Genomic DNA, 21,434 nt, shown 5'->3' on the forward strand with positions numbered 1-21,434 from the left:
ACGACAAGCTCCCAAAGAAATGTTAATTTCCTCGGGAGCTTCTACGTTGTCATGTCATTAAACTTCGTCTTCGTAAATAGCTGATTCGTCTTGAGCTACTTGACTTAAAACGCCAGCAGAAACTTCTTCTAGTGCTTTACCTACATTCTTATGTGATTTATAAGATGAAAGTCTATAGTCACTACCTTCTTGCATTGCACGTGCTCTTTTTGAAGCAAGGCTAACTAATGAATATTTTGAATCGATTTTTTGTTTTAATACGTCAACAGATGGGTATAACATCTAATTATTCTCCTCTCAGCATAGCTAAGTATTGTTTTTCTACTCTTTCACGTCGACAATGTTCCGCAACTACGATTGCATTGACACGATCACAAGCTAATTGTACTTCATCGTTCTCAACGACATAATCGTACAAATTCATCATTTCTAATTCTTGGTTTGCAGCAGCAATACGCGTTGCAATCACATCTTCTGTTTCAGTACCACGCCCAACTAAACGTTGCTGTAATGCTGAAATGCTAGGTGGCGCAAGGAAGATGAATAAACCATCAGGAACCTTGTCACGAATTTGAGCTGCACCTTGTACTTCAATTTCTAAAAACACATCGCGTCCAGCATCTAATGTTTTGTTTACATATTCTAGAGGTGTGCCGTAATAGTTCCCTACATATTTAGCATATTCAAGGAGTTGTCCTTGTTCGATTAAACTTTCGAATTCCTCTGTTGATTTAAAGAAGTAATCAACACCATCAACTTCGCCTTCACGTGGTAGACGTGTAGTCATGGAAATAGAATACTCATAATTAGTATCTGGTTGTGAAAAAAGTGCTTTTCGTACAGTACCTTTTCCGACACCTGAAGGGCCAGATAGGACAATTAATAATCCACGTTCTCTTCTCATGCTTTCTCCCTCATCATTACAATATATTAATAGTACATTTAGTAAACACAATTATTCAATATTTTGAACTTGTTCTCGCATTTTTTCAAGAATCGTTTTTGCTTGGACAACAGCAGCTGAAGCTTCAACAGATTGGTTTTTAGAACCAATTGTATTAATTTCACGATGAATTTCTTGCAATAAGAAATCGAGTTTTCTTCCGATAGAAACATTATCTTGAAGCGTTTCATCAAGCTGTGCAAAATGACTTGATAAACGGTCTAATTCCTCAGCAATATCTGCTTTTTCAGCAAAAATTGCAACCTCTGCTAATAATCGTTCTTCTAATGCGCTTATGTCTGTAAGCTCTGCAATTCTTGTAACGAGCTTATCGCGATACTTTTGCACGGCTTGATCGGCCACTCTACGAATCAACTCAATTTGCTCTGCTAAATCCGTTTTGAAACCTACTACCGCTTCTTGCAATTCCTGACCTTCTCTTTCGCGCATTTGGATCAGTGCATTTGCAGCTTGTTGTACAGCTTGATTAACAGCTGTTAAAATTTCTTCTTTTGATGTCTCTTGCACTTTTACAGTTAATGCTTGCTCTAAACTCAAAAGTTCTGTCATCGACCACTTTTCGTCGAGCAATATCTGTTTTTGCAATTCTTCTCTTGCTTCTTTATAAGCATTGACTAGAGGCCAATTCACTTGTACAACTTGCTGTTGCTGTGACAATTCTTTCACATATACGGAAACATCTAACTTACCTCTTGAAACTAATGAGGAAAGTAATTTTTTTGTATGAACTTCCGCTTCCATCCACTCTTTCGGAAAACGTGTCGTAACTTCTAAAAAACGATGATTTACCGATCGAATTTCTACAGTGAGCTGAAATTGTTCCGTTGTTGTGACACCCCTGCCAAATCCAGTCATACTACGCACCAAGGTCAGTCACATCCTTCTTTGCATACTGATTTTTAATTATAACATATGAAAACAAGTTTTGCCTTGCAGATTTGCTATAAGTTCACTTAATGGAACAAAAAAAATGATTAATATCGATAGTCATTAGTCACGAAGCACTACATTTTCCAAATCCTATACTTACCTATATAAACGAAAAAAATGTTAAGATAGAACAAAACGTTTTGAAAGAGGAATTACTTATGGCTTATGATGGTTTATTTACAATCGCAATGGCGAAAGAGCTACAACAGTTAGTAACAGGCCGAATAGCGAAAGTGCATCAACCGAACACCCAAGAAATTATTTTACATATACGTGCCAATGGTGGAAATCACAAATTATTATTTTCAATCCACCCTTCATATGCACGTGTTCACATCACAGAACAAACAATTGAAAATCCGCCAGAACCACCTATGTTTTGCTCGTTACTCCGCAAACATATAGAAGGTGGATTTATTGAATCAATCCAACAACAAGGTGCTGACCGCGTCCTTATCTTTAAAATTGCTAGTAAAAATGAAATTGGTGACCCAATTACTAGGGAATTGCACGCGGAAATAATGGGGCGCCATAGCAATTTAATTTTAGTAGACAAAGAGACAAACAAAATCGTTGATAGCTTAAAACATCTACCACCTGCTATGAATAGTTACCGCACAGTTTTACCTGGTCAACCTTTTATTGCACCACCAGAACAAGATAAGAAAGACCCTAAAACTATAAACAGGGAATCATTACAACAATTCTTTGCTGAAGAAAAAAACACTCAAGAAATAGTACAACACTTTACAGGTTTCTCTCCCTTACACGCTACTGAATTGTTATACAGAAGTAAAACTACAGGGCAACCGATTGCTGACCTCTTCTCATTATTTATTGAAGAATTTGAAATTGGAGGAAATTCACCAACCTACGCTGAAGTAAAGGGGAAAACATATTTTTCACCAGTGAAATTAACACATTTAGAAGGTGAGCATACAAGCTACCAAAACCTTAGCACTCTACTGGATCGCGTTTTCTTTGCAAGAGCTGAGAGAGACCGCGTTAAACAACAAGCTGGTGATTTAGAACGCTGGTTACAAAATGAAATTAGCAAACTTAAATTAAAATTAAAAAAACTCCAAAAGGATTTGGATCGAGCAAACAATTTAGACCAATTTCAATTATCAGGTGAGTTATTAATGGCCAATTTGTACGCTTTTGAAAAAGGGCAAAAAGAAGTTACTGTTGTTAATTATTATAGTGAAGACAGTGAGGAAATCACAATCCCTATTAGCGAACGTAAAACACCTGTTGAAAATGCACAGAGCTACTATACTAAGTACAACAAGGCAAAAAATGCACTTATCATGGTACAAGAGCAACTTGATAAAACGCAAGAAGATCTAGCCTACTTTGAAATGCTATCGCAACAAGTACAACAAGCCGCTCCTGCTGATATAGAAGAAATTCGTGAAGAGTTAGCGGAACAAGGCTACTTGAAATTACGCGCTTCAAAACGACGTAAAAAGCCAACAAAACCAACTCCAGAAAAGTTCAAATCTTCTACAGGAATTGATATTTCAGTTGGTAAAAACAATAAACAAAATGATTATTTAACATTTAAAATCGCTCGTAAATCTGAAATTTGGATGCATACAAAGGATATACCAGGATCACACGTCGTTATTCACTCTTCTGATCCTGATGAACAAACTTTACTAGAAGCAGCAACTTTATCAGCCTATTTCAGTAAAGCACGTGAATCATCATCCGTGCCTGTCGATTACACAGAGGTACGGCAAGTAAAGAAACCAAATGGCGCTAAACCTGGTTTTGTTATTTACTTTGAGCAGAAGACATTGTATGTAACACCAGCTGAAGAACTAATCATGAAATTAAAATAATACTTTTGAAGAACACATAAAAGGATTCGCATATTTTCATTTGCGAATCCTTTCCCTATTTAATAACTTAATTACTTTTCAGTTACATCTATGTCTCTCAATTTTCTTGAAATTAAATACTCCCCAAATAACTTTCTATATAAATTTTGGAATTTGCTGCAATCATTTTAGCAAGCACTAAATTTTCTTTTAAGCCTAATGTTACGTTAATAATCGTAGTAGAGATTCGGCTTATTTGTTTTATGCAATTTCAAAAACTATACGATTACCACTTGGATCTTCTACAACAAACTCATTCCTCAAGTCTTGGATTTGTATTTGCTGTTTAATATAATTTTTTGCTGTCTCAAAGCTTTCTGTTGTTGGTAATTTAAAACGTACTTCTTTTAACCCTGATTCATTATCAGCTGCCTTTTGAAGTCCTTCACCCGACCACACATTTCCCGCAAGATGATGATGATAGCCCCCCGCTGAAATAAAAAATGCTGTATCAATAATCATCTGTTTTTCAAAACCTAATTTATTTATATAGAAATCTACGGATTCCTCAATATTTGCAACTCGCAAATGAACATGGCCAATTATTGTTTCAGCTGGTAATTTTCCATCTGTTTCAAAATCAGCTAATGGAGCTAACTCTTTAAAATTAAGAGGATTACTTCCACTAGGATACTTATCCCAATCTTCACGATTACGATCCGCATATATTTCTATACCATTTCCTTCAATATCATATATATAAAATGCCTCACTGTACCCATGATCACTTGCACTATCTAATCTAGCAATTGGAATATAGCGTTCAAAGTGCGGGAAACGTGAAGATTGCTCTATCGGGCTATCTATCGTTTCTTTATTACGCAGAATTTCGAAAAATTTCGTTGCAAACGCTTCTCTACTTGGTAATAAAAAAGCTGTATGGAATAAACCTGTACTTTTAGCTGGTTGTAATTTTTCTGCGGTTTTTTCTAATTCAAAAATAACGTTGTTACTGCCTTTACTACCAAACTTAGCATGTTGTGTACTTCTTTCAAAAACAACAAGACCAACTACATTTTCATAAAATGCAATTTGACGTTCCAAATCTTTTACTTTTAAAATGACACTACCAACTTGCGTTGCAGCATCCAATACAAATTTACCTTGTGTCCCATCAATTCTTTGTACCATCTTTTTAACCTCTCTCATTGTTATTTACCAATTAAGGAATAAACGACTTCAAAAAAAAAACTCCCTTTCTACATTATCGAGAAAGAGAGTTGAGGGGGGCTAATTCAACTCTTATCTCTCATAATTGCAAGCAATTATGTTGGAGTTAGCACCTTCCTAAATATTAGGGGTTGCTGAAACTTCAGCGGGCCAATTCCCTCAGTTTCTCAAGATAAGAAATCTACTTAATATTCCTAGTTAACTTATTGGTTTAATTGATTTTAAAACAAATTCCATAATTAAGCAACATATATACAATTATTTTTTTCATTTTAAATAACTCTTTATAAATTAGAATTTTGCACAATAAAAAACTAGCTAGAGAAAATGTTTTTTTCTCTCGCTAGTTTAAATAGCACCTTTATTGTATTATTTCAATTTTCCCGCTTTTAAATCATCATGCCATTGCAATAAACCTGGAATGTCTGTTTCATTAATAGCTCCTGATTCTTTAGCCGCTTCAACTAATGCTTCGAAATTTGATAGACAATAGTATGGAACACCCACTTCTGCGAAAGCTTGTTCAGCACGTGGTAATTTATATGAATATACCGAAACGACGCCAAGTACTTCAGCGCCTTCACGACGAAGTGCTTCTACTGCTGTAATGCTAGAACCACCCGTTGAAATAATATCTTCTACTACAACTACTTTTTGCCCTTCAGAAAGCTTTCCTTCTGTTTGGTTCCCACGGCCATGTTCCTTTGGTTTTGAACGTACATATACCATAGGTAAGTCTAAAATGTCGCTTACCCACGCTGCATGCGGAATTCCCGCCGTTGCTGTTCCAGCTACTACATCTGTTTTCGGGAAGTTTTCTTTAATAAGTGATGCAAGGCCGTTTGCGATTGTTGTACGTACTTTTGGATACGATATCGTTAAACGTGTATCACAGTAGATTGGTGATTTAATACCTGATGCCCATGTAAATGGATCATTCGGGCTTAGCTCTACCGCCCCCACTTCTAACATACCTTGTGCAACTTCTTTTTGAATTGTCATTATTGTTGTCCTCCCCATAATTGTTGAACAGCGTGGTACGCTTCAACTGGATTTTCTGATTGTGTAATAGCACGACCTACAACGATTTGCGTCGATCCTTCTTGGCGTGCAAAATCAGGTGTAGCAACGCGTTTTTGATCATGCGCAGCACCGCCAGCCATACGAATACCTGGTGTTACTTTTAGGAAGCTTTCTCCACACACTTCGCTGATTGCTTTTGCTTCAAGTACAGAGCACACAACACCATCTAAACCAGCTGATTGTGCAAGTTTGGCATAATGTAATACTGATTGATCTAAAGACAAATTGATTTTTTGCTCGTTTTGCATTTCCTCTTCAGTTGTTGAGGTTAATTGAGTTACTGCAATTAAAGCTGGTCGCTGCTTACCTTCCTCAGTTCCCTCTTTTAATCCTTCAAGAGCAGCAGCCATCATATTTGAACCACCTGCAGCATGGACATTGACAAGGTCCACACCAAGTTTTGCTAAGCCCTTCATCGCTGATTTCACCGTATTTGGAATATCATGTAGTTTTAAATCTAAAAAAATGTCGTGACCTTGTGCTTTAATTTCGCGAATGATGTCTGGCCCTGCTTGTAAATAAAGCTCAAGACCCACCTTCACAAATAGTGGCTCATTGAACTGTGAAAGAAATGTCATTACTTTCTGTTCATCTGGAAAATCTAACGCGATAATAGGCTTATTATTCATTTAGCGGTGGCTCCTTCCAATTACATCTGTTAATTTGTCATAACCTAATTCATCTAGCTTTTGTGGTAATGCTTCTATAATATTTGGGCAGACGAATGGATCCACAAAGTTTGCAGTACCTACCGCTACCGCACTTGCTCCTACAGATAGAAAGTCGATAACATCCTCTACTGTTGAAACTCCACCCATCCCAATAATCGGAATATTAACGTTTCGGCTTACTTCATGGACCATACGAATTGCTACTGGTTTAACAGCTGGGCCTGATAAACCTCCCGTACCGTTAGCAATAATAGGTTTTCCTGTTTTCGGATGCAGACGCATACCGATTAATGTATTAATCATCGTAATACCGTCTGCCCCGCCTGCTTCTACAGCTTTAGCGATTTCAGAAATATTCGTTACATTTGGTGATAATTTCACATATACAGGTACATCTGATACCGCTTTTACTGCTGCAGTTAAGTCACTAGCTGATTTCGGATCTGTACCAAATTGAATCCCACCACATTTAACATTTGGACATGAAATATTCAACTCTAATGCATGTACATTTGGTGCCTTTGAAATAGCCTCTGCTACTGCTACATAATCGGCTGTTTCTGTTCCAGCCACATTAGCAATAATCGGCACATCATATTTTTCTAGCCATGGAAGTTCATGTGCTAAAATATGCTCTAAACCCGGATTTTGTAAGCCAATGGCATTTAACATACCTGCTGCTGTTTCAGCAACACGTGGTGTTGGGTTACCAGATCGTGTTTCTAAAGTTGTAGCTTTAATCATTATTGCACCTAACTTTGATAGATCATAAAGTTGTGCATATTCTTGTCCAAATCCGAAGCAGCCTGAAGCTGGGATAATGGGGTTTTTTAATGTTAAGCCTGGTAATTCGACTTGTAATCTATTCATAGCTTCACAACTCCTCTCGGGAAGACTGGACCGTCAGAACAGATCTTCAAGTATTCTTTTTCTGTTGCATCTGTTGTATTACATACGCAAGCATAGCAAGCTCCAATGCCGCAGCCCATGCGTTCTTCAAAGGATAGGAATCCTTTTTTATCAGGATAAGTTTGCTCTAATGCCCCTAGCATCGGAGTTGGTCCACAGCTATAAAAAACATCAAAGTCAGGTGCTTTTTCTTTTAATAAGTCTGTGACAAATCCTTTTGTTCCTTGACTACCATCTACTGTTACGATGTATGTGTCGTCTAAATCAGAAAATTCCTTTTCGTAAAAGACGTTGTTTTCAGATTGGAATCCTAGTACGTGAATCGTGCGTACTCCCTTTGCATGCAATTCTTTTGATAGCTGATACAAAGGAGGGACTCCAATACCACCACCAACTAAAAGTGCTGTTTGCCCTGACTCTATTTCTTCTACAGGGAAACCATGTCCAAGTGGACCAAGTACATCCACTTCTTCACCTGGTCGTTTTGCCGATAAGATTGTCGTACCGCGACCTTCTGCTCGGTAAATCATTGTGAACTGTAATAATTCATGATCAATTGATGCGATACTAATCGGTCTTCTTAATAAAGGTTCAAATGTATCCGTTACTCGTATATGGACAAATTGACCCGGTTGTTTCATATCTAGGACAAGCTGACCTGTTAAAGTCAGCTCAAAAATATCCTCAGCAATTTGCTGTTGGCGTACAACTTGCATACGTTCTTGGTGAATCATCCTCGCACCTCCTGCTTAGGCATTTCTTCAGCTGTAAAGGTCATAGATTCGATTACTCGAAGCATTGCCTCTGCAGTATCAAGAGATGTTAAGCATGGAACCCCATTTTCTACTGATTCACGACGGATACGGAAACCGTCACGTGCGGGTTGTTTTCCTTTTGTTAGTGTATTGACGATTAATTGTGCACCGCCATTTTGGATAACGTCTAGTAAAGTAGGTCCATTTGATCCGATTTTATCGACAACACTTGCTTTTAGACCTGCTTCTTCAATTGCTTTTGCAGTACCTGGTGTTGCTAGAATACTATAACCGATATTCGTAAAGCGTCTAGCTAAAGCAATCGCTTCGTCTTTATCTTTGTCCGCTACTGTCATTAAGACTGAACCGTGATCCTTAATATCCATACCAGCTGCTACTAGACCTTTATATAGTGCTTTTTCCAGTGTACTATCTTTACCCATTACTTCACCTGTTGATTTCATTTCAGGTCCTAATGTAATGTCTACTCGACGCAATTTAGCAAAGCTGAATACTGGTACTTTCACGTAAACACCTTGTTGAATCGGTGCTAAACCAGTTGGATAACCTTGTTCCACAATCGATTGACCAAGTATCGCTTTTGTTGCAATATTCGCCATTGGTAAATTCGTAATTTTACTTAAGAATGGTACTGTACGAGATGCACGTGGGTTTACTTCGATAACATATACTTCGTCATCAGAAATTACATACTGGATGTTCATTAAACCTTTGATTTCCAACCCTTTAGCTAAACGTGTTGTATAGTCTGTTAATGTATCAATATGTTTTTGAGACAGTTGTTGAGGTGGATATACTGCAATCGAGTCACCTGAGTGAACACCTGCACGTTCGATATGCTCCATAATACCTGGGATCAAGACGTTTTCACCGTCACAAATCGCATCTACTTCAATTTCTGTACCAGTTAAGTATCTATCAACTAATACTGGGTGCTCTGGGCTAGCTTCAACCGCATGCTCCATGTAATATTGTAGTTCTTCTTCGTTATAAACGATTTCCATTGCGCGTCCACCTAGTACATATGATGGTCTCACTAAAACTGGGAATCCGATTCTCTTAGCAATAACAATCGCTTCTTCTGCGGAAGTAGCCGTTTTACCCATTGGTTGTGGGATACCGATTTCGTGTAGTGCTTCCTCAAAACGATCGCGTGATTCAGCACGGTCAATTGCATCTAGTGATGTTCCTAAAATTTTCACGCCTCTTGCTTCTAGTTTATCTGCTAGGTTAATAGCTGTTTGTCCACCAAATTGTACGACAACACCTTTTGGTTGTTCCAGATCAATGATGTGCATAACATCTTCGATTGTTAATGGCTCGAAGTAAAGCTTATCAGAGATTGAGAAGTCAGTTGAAACTGTTTCTGGGTTTGAGTTAATAATAATTGCCTCGTACCCTGCTTCTTTAATCGCCCATACAGAATGTACTGTTGCGTAGTCAAATTCTACCCCTTGACCGATTCGAATTGGACCTGATCCAAGCACGATTACAGATTCACGTTCTGATTTGATTGATTCATTTTCATCTTCGTATGTACCGTAGAAGTATGGTGTTTCTGATTCAAATTCAGCAGCACATGTATCTACCATTTTGTAAACTGGTATGATGCCATTTTCTTTACGGAAATCGTAGATAGCAGACTCAGTAGTATTCCAAAGTTTCGCAACTGTTTCATCTGCAAAACCTATACGTTTTGCTTGGCGCAATACGGCTTTGTCATGCGGATTATCTTTTAATACAGTTTCATAATCCACTATGTTTTTAAATTTATTTAAGAAGAATAAATCGATTTGACTCCAGTCATGGATTGTTTCGATTGTCACGCCTCGACGCAATGCTTCTCCCAGGAAGAATAGACGCTCATCTCCTGCTTTACGGATACGCTTTTCAATCCATTGATCTGACAACTCTTCAGGATTTTTCATTTCAATATGTTTATGGCCAGTTTCAAGTGAACGAACCGCTTTTAGCATAGCTTCCTCGAAATTACGGCCGATTGCCATTACTTCACCAGTTGCTTTCATTTGAGTACCTAGGTTACGTTTTGCATTTTCGAATTTATCGAAAGGCCAGCGTGGAATTTTCGCCACAACATAGTCTAGTGCCGGTTCGAAGCATGCGTAAGTTTTACCCGTAACAGGGTTCATCATTTCGTCTAGTGTTAAACCGACTGCAATTTTCGCTGCAAGCTTCGCAATTGGATAACCAGTTGCTTTTGAAGCAAGGGCTGATGAACGTGATACACGTGGATTTACTTCAATAATGTAGTAGTTGAAACTATGTGGATCAAGGGCAAGTTGAACGTTACAACCACCTTCGATTTTAAGTGCTCGAATGATTTTAAGCGATACATTACGCAGCATATGATATTCACGGTCTGATAAAGTTTGAGATGGTGCAACTACAATTGAATCCCCTGTATGAATTCCAACTGGGTCAACATTTTCCATGTTACATACTACGATTGCATTGTCTTTAGAGTCACGCATTACTTCATATTCAATTTCTTTAAAACCTGCTATTGATTTTTCTAATAAACATTGTGTTACCGGGCTATATTTTAAACCTGATGTAACAGTTTCATTTAAATCTTGGTCGTTATAACAAATACCACCGCCAGTTCCGCCAAGCGTAAATGCTGGACGAACGATTACTGGATAACCAATTTTTTCAACGAAAGCGTGTGCTTCTTCTAAGTTGTGGATAATGTCTGATTCTGGTACAGGAACTCCTAATTCGTACATTAAGTTACGGAACAAATCACGGTCTTCTGCTTTATTGATGGCATCAAGTTTTGTACCGAGGATTTCAATGTTTAGTTCATCTAAAATACCTGATTCATGCAATTCTATAGCCATGTTTAAGCCCGTTTGGCCACCTAATGTTGGTAGGACTGCATCTGGGCGTTCTTTACGAATAATACGTGATACAAACTCCAATGTAATTGGTTCGATGTATACTTTATCTGCGATTTGCGTATCCGTCATAATTGTTGCTGGGTTTGAGTTAATTAAAATGACGCGGTAGCCCTCTTCTTTTAATGATAGACATGCTTGTGTTCCTGCATAATCGAATTCTGCAGCTTGTCCGATTACGATTGGGCCTGACCCGATTACTAAAATGGTTTTGATATCTTGACGTTTAGGCATGGTGTTGCTCCTTTCTAGTATCTACATTCATTAACTCGATGAATTCATCAAATAAGTGGTTTGAATCTTCTGGTCCTGGCGATGCTTCTGGGTGATATTGTACTGTGAATACTGGGTATTCTTTATGTTTTAAACCTTCAATTGTTCCGTCATTTAATGCAAGGTGAGTAACTTCTAAACCCGTTCCCTCTAGTGAAGCTGGATCGACTGCATAGCCATGGTTTTGAGAAGTTAGTTCAGTGCGCCCAGTTTTTAGTTCTTTTACTGGATGATTGGCACCACGGTGTCCAAATTTAAGTTTGAACGAATCTGCTCCACATGCTAGTGCGAAAAGTTGGTGTCCTAAGCAAATACCGAAGATTGGCACTTTTCCGATTAGGTTTTTTATTGTTTTAATTGCTTCTGGAACATCTTTTGGATCTCCAGGTCCATTTGATAACATTATACCGTCTGGATATAAAGCTAAAATTTCTTCTGCTGGCATATTGTAAGGAACTACAACGACATCACAGTCACGTTTGTTTAACTCGCGTAAAATACCATGCTTCATACCGAAATCAATTAATACAACTTTTTTACCTCGACCCGGGCTTGGGTACGGTGTTTTCGTAGAAACTTGCTCTACTTGGTTTGTTGGGAATGTAGTTGATTTTAACTTTGCTACTACCTCTTCAACATCTACTTCTTCTCCTGCTGCAGTTAAAGTAGCTTTAATCGAACCCATTTCACGAATCAAACGAGTTAACTTTCTTGTATCAATCCCTTCAATACCAGGGATTTTTTTCATTTTGAAGAATTCATCTAATGTTGTGTCACAACGGAAATTTGATGGTGTTTGCGCTAATTCGCGAACAACAAATCCTTTTATTGCAGGATCAATTGTTTCAAAATCATCACGATTAATACCGTAGTTACCAATTAACGGATATGTCATTGTCACAATTTGTCCTGCAAATGATGGGTCAGACAATGTTTCTTGATAGCCTGTCATTCCTGTTGTAAATACAACTTCTCCGTCTGATGCTAAGTCACTACCAAATGCTTGTCCTTCAAATACAATACCGTTTTCTAAAATTAACTTTCTGTTTGTCATTGTGCTTCCTCCCATACGATGTTACCTTCAAAGATTGTCATTACTGGCCAGCCTTTTGCTGTCCATCCATTGAATGGTGTGTTTCTACCTTTTGATACGAAACCTTCAGCATCAATTGTTTGCACTTTATTTAGATCAAGTAAGATTAAATCTGCCGATGCGCCAACTTCTATCTTGCCATACGGTAAGTTGAATAACTCAGCTGGTTTTGCGGCCATCCAATCTATTAATTGTTTTAATGTCCATTTACCTGTTTCAACGAATTTTGTATACAGTAGTGGGAATGCTGTTTCAAAACCGACAATGCCGAATGGTGCGCCTACCATACCACAACATTTTTCTTCAACTGTGTGTGGTGCGTGGTCTGTTGCAATACAGTCAATCGTGCCATCAAGTAATGCTTCGTGTAATGCTTGTAAGTCATCATTCGCACGTAATGGTGGATTCATTTTCCAGTTTGCATCATCAGAAGGAATGTCCATTTCTTCTAATAGAAGATGGTGAGGACATACCTCCGCAGTTACGTTAATGCCCGCAGCTTTTGCATCGCGCACTACTCGTACGGATTCTTTTGTTGATACGTGACATACATGGTAATGTGCACCTGCTGCTTCAGCTAGTAAAACGTCCCGAGCAATTTGCACTGATTCACAAACAGATGGTATTCCCGGCAACCCTAACTCTTGATTTCGAGTACCTTCGTGCATCACGCCATCGTAGATCAATGAATTATCCTCGCAGTGAGCAACGACTGCCATGCCAATTTTCGCTGCATCTTTCATTTGCTCAAACATCGTTGCTGCTTCTTGTACACCAACACCATCATCAGAGAATGCAACTGCACCGTGTGCTTTTAAGTCTGTTAAGTTTGTGCGTTTGTCGCCAGATTGTGCGACTGTTAAAGACCCATAAGGTAACACACGAATGACTGCACTATCTTCAATCAAACTATTTATGTAGTCCAGATTTTCAATTGAATCTGGTACGGGCTTTGTGTTAGGCATTGCACAGATTGTTGTGAAGCCACCTTTTGCTGCAGAAGCTGTACCCGTTGCAATTGTTTCTTTATGTTCGAAACCTGGTTCACGAAGATGAGTATGTACATCTACAAATCCTGGGGCTACGACAAGACCTTTACCTTCGATTACTTCAGTAGTCTCAGCTGAGATTGAAGCACCGATTTCTTTAATGTTTCCATCCTCGATTAGGATGTCTGTTGATTGAAACTCGCCTTGTTCATTTAACATTTGAACATTCTTTAGTAATTTTGTCATATTAGCCTCGCCCCTTTAAAATATGTTCTAATATTGCCATGCGGATGAATAATCCGTTTCGCATTTGAGAGAAGATTCTTGAACGCTCACATTCTACTAATGATGAATCAATTTCTACACCGCGGTTAATCGGTGCCGGGTGCATAATAATTGCTCCATCCTTCATCATTTTTTCACGTTCTTCAGTTAAGCCATATCTTTCTCTGTAAGACTCAACTGTGAATCCATCATATGCTGCTTCTCGTTCATGTTGTACCCGAAGTAGCATTATGACATCACTCGTTTCGATTAGTTGATCCCAATCTTGATGTGCCTCATACTCACCTTGCCACTCTGGAGGGCAAACAAAGTTGACGTTAGCTCCTAAAGTACTAAGTGCTGTTGCATCTGATTTTGCAACACGACTATGAGAAACATCACCTGCAATTGTAACATTGACGTCCTCAAATTTCCCGAACTCTTTGAAAATTGTGTATAAATCAAGCAAAGATTGAGAAGGATGCTGCCCGGCACCATCACCTGCATTGATAATTGATACGTCCAAACCTTCTAAAAGCTCTTCGTAGTATGCATCCTGTTTATGACGAATAACGACTGCATCGATACCGCTTTGTTGAATCGTTTTTACTGTGTCGTACAATGTTTCACCCTTTAACACGCTTGAAAAGCCTGCATCGAATGGAATTACTGTAGCGCCTATTTTTCTTTCTGCTGATTCAAATGATGTTTTTGTTCTTGTGCTTGGCTCAAAAAATAGGTTTGCGATAAAGTATTCTTTCTCTAGTTGTGGTTTCGCACCTGCTTCAAATTCAGCAGCGCGGTTTAAAATCAGCATAATTTCTTCTTTTGATACTTCATCCATTGACAGTAAGTTTCTCATCATGAGCCTCCTAGTTTATAAATAAAGCCTCCCTAGATTAGAAGGGAGGCTGAGGAAGGATATGACAGGATAAGCATAGCGCTTTGGCGCCTGCTTTCGAATCTATATAACCCTTCTTTGCCTCTCTGGGCAATCTGTTAAAAGGTACAGTATTTAAATGTTATTCATCCAAATCAGCGACTTCTTTATCGCGACCTGGTAGTACTATGTTTAAAATGACACCAACGATAGCTGCTAAGGCCATACCTTCAATTGCAAATGTGTCAGAAACTTGCGGTATTTTCAATGTTGCGCCACCGATTCCAAAGATCAGGATAACTGATGCAATGACTAAGTTGCGTTTATCATCGAAGTCTACTTTATTTTCTACTAGCATACGTAGACCACTAGATGCGATGATTCCAAATAATAGAATTGACACACCACCCAACACTGAAGTTGGAATTGTTTCGATAACTGCCATTGCTTTTGAAAAGAATGCCATTACTATCGCTAAGATTGCTGCGCCACCGATGACGTATACACTATATACTCTTGTTAATACTAGGACGCCGATGTTTTCACCGTAAGTTGTTTTCGGTGGTCCACCGATGAAAGCGCTCATTAGCGTTCCTAAACCATCACCTAATAATGAACGATGTAAACCAGGTTCTTTAATGTAGTTACGATTTACAACTTTACCTAATACTAATTGGTGGCCAATATGTTCTGAAATCGTGACAATCACGATTGGTATCATTGCTAGAAGCAATGTGCTTGTTACTTTGAATTCATAATCTATTCCTGGGATTAAGAAGTCAGGGAGTGCAAACCATTTTGCTTGTCCGATTGCAGTATAGTCAACAATACCGATTGCTGCTGAGTATATATAACCTACAGCTAAACCGATTAGAATTGGCATTGTGCTAATGATATTTTTGAAGAAGATTGTACAAATAATAGCTGCTGCTAACGTAACTAGCGCTGCAGAGAAGTCTGGGAAACTATATATCTTCCCACCGTTACCATCTGGAATATTCATCGCCATATCAACTGCGACTGTTGCAAGACCAAGACCGATAACCATAATAACCGGCGCTACAACGATTGGCGGTAATAACTTCATAATCCATTTATAACCCGTTTTCCAAATGAGTAGTGAGACTATGCCGTAAGTTAAACCGACGAACATTGATCCAATCATCGCACTTCCAACACCACCCGAGTTTGATACAAAGATAATCGGTGTGATAAAAGCGAATGATGATCCTAAGTAAGCTGGGACTTGAAATCTTGTTACTAATAAGAATATCAGCGTTGCGATACCGCTTGTTAAAAGGGCCATCGCCGGGCTCAAACCAGTAAGTTTAGGTACTAATATTGTTGATCCGAACATCGCAAACATATGTTGAGCACTAAGTGTAATAAGTTGTAGAGCTTTTGGTTTTTCATCTATATCTATTACTGCGTTTGCCATATCCTTTTACCCTCACATTCTTTACCTTGCTTACTCGTGAATTGTGACGCAATCTGTAGCATCAACTTCAACCATGTTAACTACGATTCTTTCGTTTCCTGATGTCGGAATGTTCTTCCCTACGTAATCAGCACGAATAGGTAGTTCTCTATGACCACGATCGACTAATACGGCTAGTTGGATTTGTGAAGGTCTTCCTAAGTCCATGACCGCATCCATCGCTGATCTTACTGTTCGACCTGTGTATAGCACATCATCTACAAGAATGATTTTTTGCTCTGATACGTTGTCCGTAATATCAACTTGCTGTACTAGTGGCTCTTCGTTGTCTGTTTTTGTTGATAAATCATCACGATATAGTGTGATATCAAGTTCTCCGGTACGAATTTCCTTACCTTCAATTCTATTTATCTTCTGCGCTAGCCTTCTTGCTAAATAAGCGCCTCTCGTTTTAATACCTACTAAAATGCACTCATCGATCCCTTCATTGCGTTCGATGATTTCATGAGCGATTCGAGTTAAAGCACGATTCATAGCAGGTTCATCAAGTAATACTGCCTTCTGTGTCATTATTTTTCCTCCTTTCGTTATGGGCATAAAAAAACCTCTTGAGCAATGAGCCCAAGAGGATATAGGTGTACTTAAGATGTGTCGAAAAAACTTGCATCACAAGGATTTCCCACATTTCACGCATACCTTCTCAGCCTCTCTGGACTGTCTTTAAAGGTGAATATTTAGTTTTTCACTACGACAAGTATATTACTCTAGGACTTAAAATGTCAATAGTTACTTTTCAATTCTTTTAATAACTCTTCATAATCGGCTGGTAATGGCGCCTCAAATTCTAAATATTCACCAGTTGAAGGATGGATAAAGCCTAATACACCAGCGTGTAGTACTTGTCCGCCAAAGTCTAATGTTTTTCTCGGTCCGTATTTTGGATCACCCGCTAATGGATAACCAATATAGTTCATATGGACACGGATTTGATGTGTACGTCCTGTTTCTAGTCTACATTGGACAAGAGTGTAATCCACTCCCAAACGGTCGATTACAGTAAAATGCGTAATCGCATGCTTTCCATTATCAACAACACCCATTTTTTGACGATCGCGTGAATCACGACCTATTGGAGCATCAATCGTTCCTTTGTCGTGTGGGATATGACCATGAACAAGCGCAGTATAACGACGAGTTACTGTCTTATCTACAAGTTGCTGTACTAATGATTCATGTGCTTTATCGTTTTTAGCAACCATTAGTAAACCTGAAGTATCTTTATCGATACGATGCACGATTCCTGGGCGTGCTACACCATTAATACCTGATAAATCTTTGCAATGATACATTAGCCCATTCACAAGAGTACCAGTTGCGTGACCTGGCGCTGGATGTACGACCATGCCTTTTGGCTTGTTAACTACAATTACGTCGCTATCTTCATAGACGATTTCTAAATTTAAATCTTCCGCTACTATTTCAAGTGGTTCTGTTTCTGGAGGAGTTACTGAAATAACGTCCCCTTCTTTTACTTTATATTTTGTTTTAACAGGCTCATCATTTACCATAACGATTCCATCTTTTAACCAAGCTTGAATTTGGGAACGTGACCAGTCTTTTTGCATTGTTGCAAATGCTTTATCAATACGCTCACCATTCAATTCTTGCATTACTGTGTAACTTACTGCTGTCATTGCTTCACCTTTTTCTGATTGAGTTTCTCTTCAAAGAGCATATAAATAATTAACATCACAACGCCAATTGATAGCGCTGCATCTGCAATATTAAAAATCGGGAAATCATAATTAATAACTGGGATTAGTACATTTACAAAATCCACTACTTCACCGCGAAACACACGATCAATAAAATTACCAATCGCTCCACCTAATATGAACATTAAGCTCACTTGAAATAATGGCTTTCCTTTTGCTTCTTTATGAAAATAATAAAGAATACCGATTATTACAGCTACCGTAACAATTGCAAATAACCAAAATTGTCCTTGTAACATTCCCCATGCTGCTCCGCGATTACGATGCGAAAGAAGTCCAAAATACGGATCCCATAGCATGATGTTTTCACCAAGTTGCATGTTTTTAACGATACTCCATTTTGATAGTTGATCGATAATTACTACAAAAGCTGCTAGCCCATAATATTTATACACCGCAATATCCTCCGTTTACTCTATATCTTAACCATTTTAACATAATAGGGCTATGAATGAAAAAAACTACTCATAATATACTTCTTTTTGCAACAAAAAAACCCTTTTCAATGAATAATAGCTGAAAAAGGCAGTCACTTAAACAGATAAATATATTATTATGTTGTTTCAGATTTCATTTAATGTACTTTTTTTATTTTTAAAATGAGCAGTCCGATAAAATTATCGGACGCTCATTTTTTATCATGCTTCAGTATAGTATTTTTCTACAACATCCGCACAGTTTGCACATAATGTTGGGTGTGATTCACTTTGACCAACTGTTTCAGAAATTGACCAGCAACGTTCACATTTTTCACCTGTAGCTTTTTCTACAAGAACAGCTACGTTATCAACTACAACTGCTTCTGCGGGAGCTTGTGCAGTTTCGCCACCTACAACGAATTCTGAAACGATATTCAATTGAGCAAAATTAATATCTTGGTCTGATAGTAAAGCCTTAGTTGCTTCATCTGCAAAGACAGTTACTTTCGCTTCTAATGATTTACCGATTACTTTCGCGTTACGCGCTTCTTCTAAAGCTTTTAAAATTGCATTACGAACAGTAATAATTTGAGCCCACTTCGTGCGTAATGCTTCAAAATCTTCATGTTCAACAGCTTCTGGCATATCAGTTAATTGAACGCTCACTGCCTCTGTGTTATCTAAATATGACCACATTTCATCTGTTGTATGTGGGATGATTGGAGTTAATAATTTTAATAATGCTTGTAATGTATCATACATAACCGATTGCATTGCACGACGGTCTGTATTATCTTGACCTTCGATATAGACAACATCTTTTGCAATATCTAAGTAGAATGAGCTTAACTCAGTTGCTACGAAGTTGTTAATTGTGTGATATACGCTTGCAAATTCATAGTTATCATAATGCGTACGTACCGCTTTAATCACATCTTGTAATTTCATGTACATAAAGCGATCTACTTCACGAAGGTCTGCATATGCTACGCGATCTGCTTCAGGATTGAAGTCACTTACATTCCCGTGTAGGAATCGAAGCGTATTACGGATTTTACGATATACTTCAGAAACTTGCTTCATGATGTCCATCGAAATACGAACGTCAGCTGTGTAGTCTACTGATGCTACCCATAAACGTAGAATATCGCCACCATATTGGTTCATTACTTTGATAGGAGCGATAATATTCCCAATAGATTTACTCATCTTGCGACCTTCGCCATCTAATACAAAGCCGTGAGAAAGTAACCCTTTATACGGCGCATGTCCATGTATAGCAACACTTGTAATTAGTGAAGAGTTGAACCAACCGCGGTATTGGTCAGAGCCTTCTAAATAAAGGTCTGCAGGGTAGCGTAATTCTGGGCGTTCATCTAACACGCCTTGGTGTGTAGAACCTGAGTCAAACCAAACGTCCATAATGTCTGTTTCTTTAGTGAATTCGCCATTTGGGCTACCAGGATGAGTGAATCCTGCTGGTAATAAATCTTTCGCATCACGTTCGAACCAAATGTTTGAACCGTGTTCTTTAAATAGATTTGCAACGTGCTCAATTGTCTCTTCTGTGATGATTGGTTCATCGTTCTCAGCATAAAACACTGGAATTGGAACACCCCAAGCACGTTGACGAGAAATACACCAATCCCCACGGTCACGAATCATATTGAATAGACGAGTTTCACCCCATGAAGGTGTAAAGTTTGTATCACGAATTGCTTGTAACAATTCAGGACGGAATGCTTCAATTGATGCAAACCACTGTGCAGTTGCACGATAAATAACTGGTTTTTTTGTACGCCAGTCATGTGGATATGAGTGCGTGAAGAATGAAAGTTTTAGTAATGCTCCTTTTTCTTCTAACGCTTTTGTAATTTCTTTATTGGCATCATTATAGAATAATCCTTCAAAGCCAGGAGCTTCTTCAGTTAATACACCTCGGTTATTAACTGGGCTTAAAATACCGATATCGTATTTTTTTCCGATATTAAAGTCGTCTTCACCATGCCCAGGGGCTGTATGAACACATCCAGTACCAGCGTCAAGAGTAACGTGATCACCGCACATGATCAATGAATCACGGCCATATATAGGGTGAGATGCTACAACGTATTCTAAATCTTGCCCAGCAACTTCACGGTCAATTTCGTAGTTTTCCCATTCTAACGTTTCTGCTACTTTTTCAAGTAAACCTTTAGCGATGATAAATTTCTTATCAGCTACTTTTACTACAACATATGTGAATTCTGGATTTACGGAAATACCTAAGTTGGCAGGAATTGTCCATGGTGTTGTTGTCCAGATGATAAAGCTTTCGTCAGTATTAACTACACCTTTACCGTCTTTTACATCAAATGCAACATAGATAGATGGCGATTTAATATCTTGGTATTCGATTTCTGCTTCAGCTAATGCCGATTCACTTGATGGAGACCAGTAAACTGGTTTCAAACCTTTATAGATATAACCTTTTTTCGCCATTTCACCAAATACTTTAATTTGACGGGCTTCGAATTTAGGTTGTAATGTGATATATGGATTATCCCAGTCACCACGTACACCGATACGTTTGAATTGAGTTCTTTGACGATCAACTTGCTCGTAAGCATACTCTTCACAAAGTTTACGGAATTCGGCAGTAGTCATTTCTTTACGTTTTACACCTTTGTTGGCTAATGCTTGCTCGATTGGTAGACCGTGCGTATCCCAACCTGGTACATAAGGAACGAAGTAACCAGTCATTGAACGGTGACGATTAACCATATCTTTTAATACTTTGTTTAATGCATGACCCATATGAAGATCACCATTAGCGTATGGAGGGCCATCATGTAAGATGAATGCTGGGCGATCTTTTGTACGCTCTAACACCAACGCATTGATGTCCATTTCTTCCCATTTTTCTTGAATTTTCGGTTCATTAGCCGGCAAATTTCCGCGCATCGGGAAATCTGTTTTCGGCATTAATAGCGTATCTTTATATTCCATATAAATCC

18 protein-coding genes and 1 riboswitch are annotated in these 21,434 nt (G+C 38.4%); of the genes, 1 reads left to right on the plus strand and 17 read right to left on the minus strand.

Translation table 11 applies throughout. From position 1 onward, the window contains the following. Positions 1-57: 57 nt before the first annotated feature. Genes rpoZ through MHH85_RS15215 form a run of 3 tightly spaced genes read right to left on the minus strand, consistent with a single transcriptional unit; the run spans position 58 to position 1,831 of the window. Positions 58-282: a DNA-directed RNA polymerase subunit omega gene (gene rpoZ, locus MHH85_RS15205; protein WP_038183947.1), complete on the minus strand. Its 225-nt coding sequence runs from the start codon at positions 280-282 to the stop codon at positions 58-60. Positions 283-286: 4 nt separating this feature from the next. Beyond that, positions 287-904: a guanylate kinase gene (gene gmk / locus MHH85_RS15210; RefSeq protein ID WP_038183944.1), complete on the minus strand. Its 618-nt coding sequence runs from the start codon at positions 902-904 to the stop codon at positions 287-289. A 51-nt stretch (positions 905-955) separates the two neighbouring features. Next, positions 956-1,831, minus strand: a complete 876-nt coding sequence (locus MHH85_RS15215; protein WP_340707634.1) for a YicC/YloC family endoribonuclease — start codon at positions 1,829-1,831, stop codon at positions 956-958. 221 nt (positions 1,832-2,052) lie between these two features. Here MHH85_RS15215 and MHH85_RS15220 point away from each other — a divergent pair, with 221 nt between their 5' ends. Next, complete coding sequence (locus MHH85_RS15220; RefSeq protein WP_193738680.1) at positions 2,053-3,741, plus strand: Rqc2 family fibronectin-binding protein; 1,689 nt, start codon at positions 2,053-2,055, stop codon at positions 3,739-3,741. A gap of 240 nt (positions 3,742-3,981) precedes the next feature. On the opposite strand, the gene MHH85_RS15225 is transcribed toward MHH85_RS15220, so the two are convergent. The 14 genes from MHH85_RS15225 to ileS all read right to left on the minus strand — a co-directional run bounded on the left by MHH85_RS15225 (position 3,982) and on the right by ileS (position 21,426). Beyond that, positions 3,982-4,911 carry a VOC family protein gene (locus MHH85_RS15225; RefSeq protein ID WP_340707635.1) on the minus strand — a complete coding sequence of 310 codons (930 nt, stop codon included), beginning with the start codon at positions 4,909-4,911 and terminating at the stop codon, positions 3,982-3,984. Between the two features lie 108 nt (positions 4,912-5,019). Then, positions 5,020-5,129, minus strand: a riboswitch (SAM riboswitch). A 190-nt stretch (positions 5,130-5,319) separates the two neighbouring features. After that, positions 5,320-5,952 (minus strand): orotate phosphoribosyltransferase, encoded by a 633-nt coding sequence (gene pyrE / locus MHH85_RS15230; protein WP_340707636.1) that lies wholly within the window; start codon positions 5,950-5,952, stop codon positions 5,320-5,322. After that, positions 5,952-6,662 carry an orotidine-5'-phosphate decarboxylase gene (pyrF, locus tag MHH85_RS15235; RefSeq protein ID WP_340707637.1) on the minus strand — a complete coding sequence of 237 codons (711 nt, stop codon included), beginning with the start codon at positions 6,660-6,662 and terminating at the stop codon, positions 5,952-5,954. The genes pyrE and pyrF overlap by 1 nt, the downstream gene beginning before the upstream one ends. Continuing rightward, on the minus strand, positions 6,663-7,574 hold the full coding sequence (locus MHH85_RS15240) for a dihydroorotate dehydrogenase (RefSeq protein ID WP_340707638.1): 912 nt from the start codon (positions 7,572-7,574) through the stop codon (positions 6,663-6,665). Next, the gene (locus MHH85_RS15245; RefSeq protein WP_340707639.1) at positions 7,571-8,347 is read right to left on the minus strand and encodes a dihydroorotate dehydrogenase electron transfer subunit; all 777 of its coding nucleotides are present in this window, start codon (positions 8,345-8,347) and stop codon (positions 7,571-7,573) included. The genes MHH85_RS15240 and MHH85_RS15245 overlap by 4 nt, the downstream gene beginning before the upstream one ends. Further along, the gene (gene carB, locus MHH85_RS15250) at positions 8,344-11,541 is read right to left on the minus strand and encodes a carbamoyl-phosphate synthase large subunit (protein ID WP_193738675.1); all 3,198 of its coding nucleotides are present in this window, start codon (positions 11,539-11,541) and stop codon (positions 8,344-8,346) included. Before carB ends, MHH85_RS15245 begins: the two co-directional genes overlap by 4 nt. Next, a complete protein-coding gene (locus MHH85_RS15255; protein ID WP_340707640.1) occupies positions 11,534-12,634 on the minus strand; it encodes a carbamoyl phosphate synthase small subunit in 1,101 nt (366 codons plus the stop codon). The genes carB and MHH85_RS15255 overlap by 8 nt, the downstream gene beginning before the upstream one ends. Further along, a complete protein-coding gene (locus MHH85_RS15260; protein WP_340707641.1) occupies positions 12,631-13,908 on the minus strand; it encodes a dihydroorotase in 1,278 nt (425 codons plus the stop codon). The genes MHH85_RS15255 and MHH85_RS15260 overlap by 4 nt, the downstream gene beginning before the upstream one ends. 1 nt (position 13,909) lies before the next feature. Beyond that, entirely contained in the window at positions 13,910-14,788 is an 879-nt protein-coding gene (locus MHH85_RS15265; protein ID WP_340707642.1) for an aspartate carbamoyltransferase catalytic subunit, read from the minus strand. Positions 14,789-14,948: 160 nt separating this feature from the next. Then, on the minus strand, positions 14,949-16,244 hold the full coding sequence (locus MHH85_RS15270) for a uracil-xanthine permease family protein (protein WP_340707643.1): 1,296 nt from the start codon (positions 16,242-16,244) through the stop codon (positions 14,949-14,951). A gap of 30 nt (positions 16,245-16,274) precedes the next feature. Beyond that, a complete protein-coding gene (pyrR, locus tag MHH85_RS15275; protein WP_053417522.1) occupies positions 16,275-16,814 on the minus strand; it encodes a bifunctional pyr operon transcriptional regulator/uracil phosphoribosyltransferase PyrR in 540 nt (179 codons plus the stop codon). A 209-nt stretch (positions 16,815-17,023) separates the two neighbouring features. Then, positions 17,024-17,938 (minus strand): RluA family pseudouridine synthase, encoded by a 915-nt coding sequence (locus MHH85_RS15280; protein WP_340707644.1) that lies wholly within the window; start codon positions 17,936-17,938, stop codon positions 17,024-17,026. Next, positions 17,935-18,414, minus strand: coding sequence for a signal peptidase II (gene lspA / locus MHH85_RS15285; RefSeq protein ID WP_193738669.1), 480 nt, complete (start codon positions 18,412-18,414; stop codon positions 17,935-17,937). The genes MHH85_RS15280 and lspA overlap by 4 nt, the downstream gene beginning before the upstream one ends. Positions 18,415-18,657: 243 nt before the next feature. After that, positions 18,658-21,426, minus strand: a complete 2,769-nt coding sequence (gene ileS, locus MHH85_RS15290; RefSeq protein ID WP_340707645.1) for an isoleucine--tRNA ligase — start codon at positions 21,424-21,426, stop codon at positions 18,658-18,660. Positions 21,427-21,434 lie beyond the last annotated feature (8 nt).

This window comes from Viridibacillus sp. FSL E2-0187, from assembly GCF_038006425.1.
Taxonomy (GTDB): Bacteria; Bacillota; Bacilli; order Bacillales_A; family Planococcaceae; genus Viridibacillus; species Viridibacillus arvi.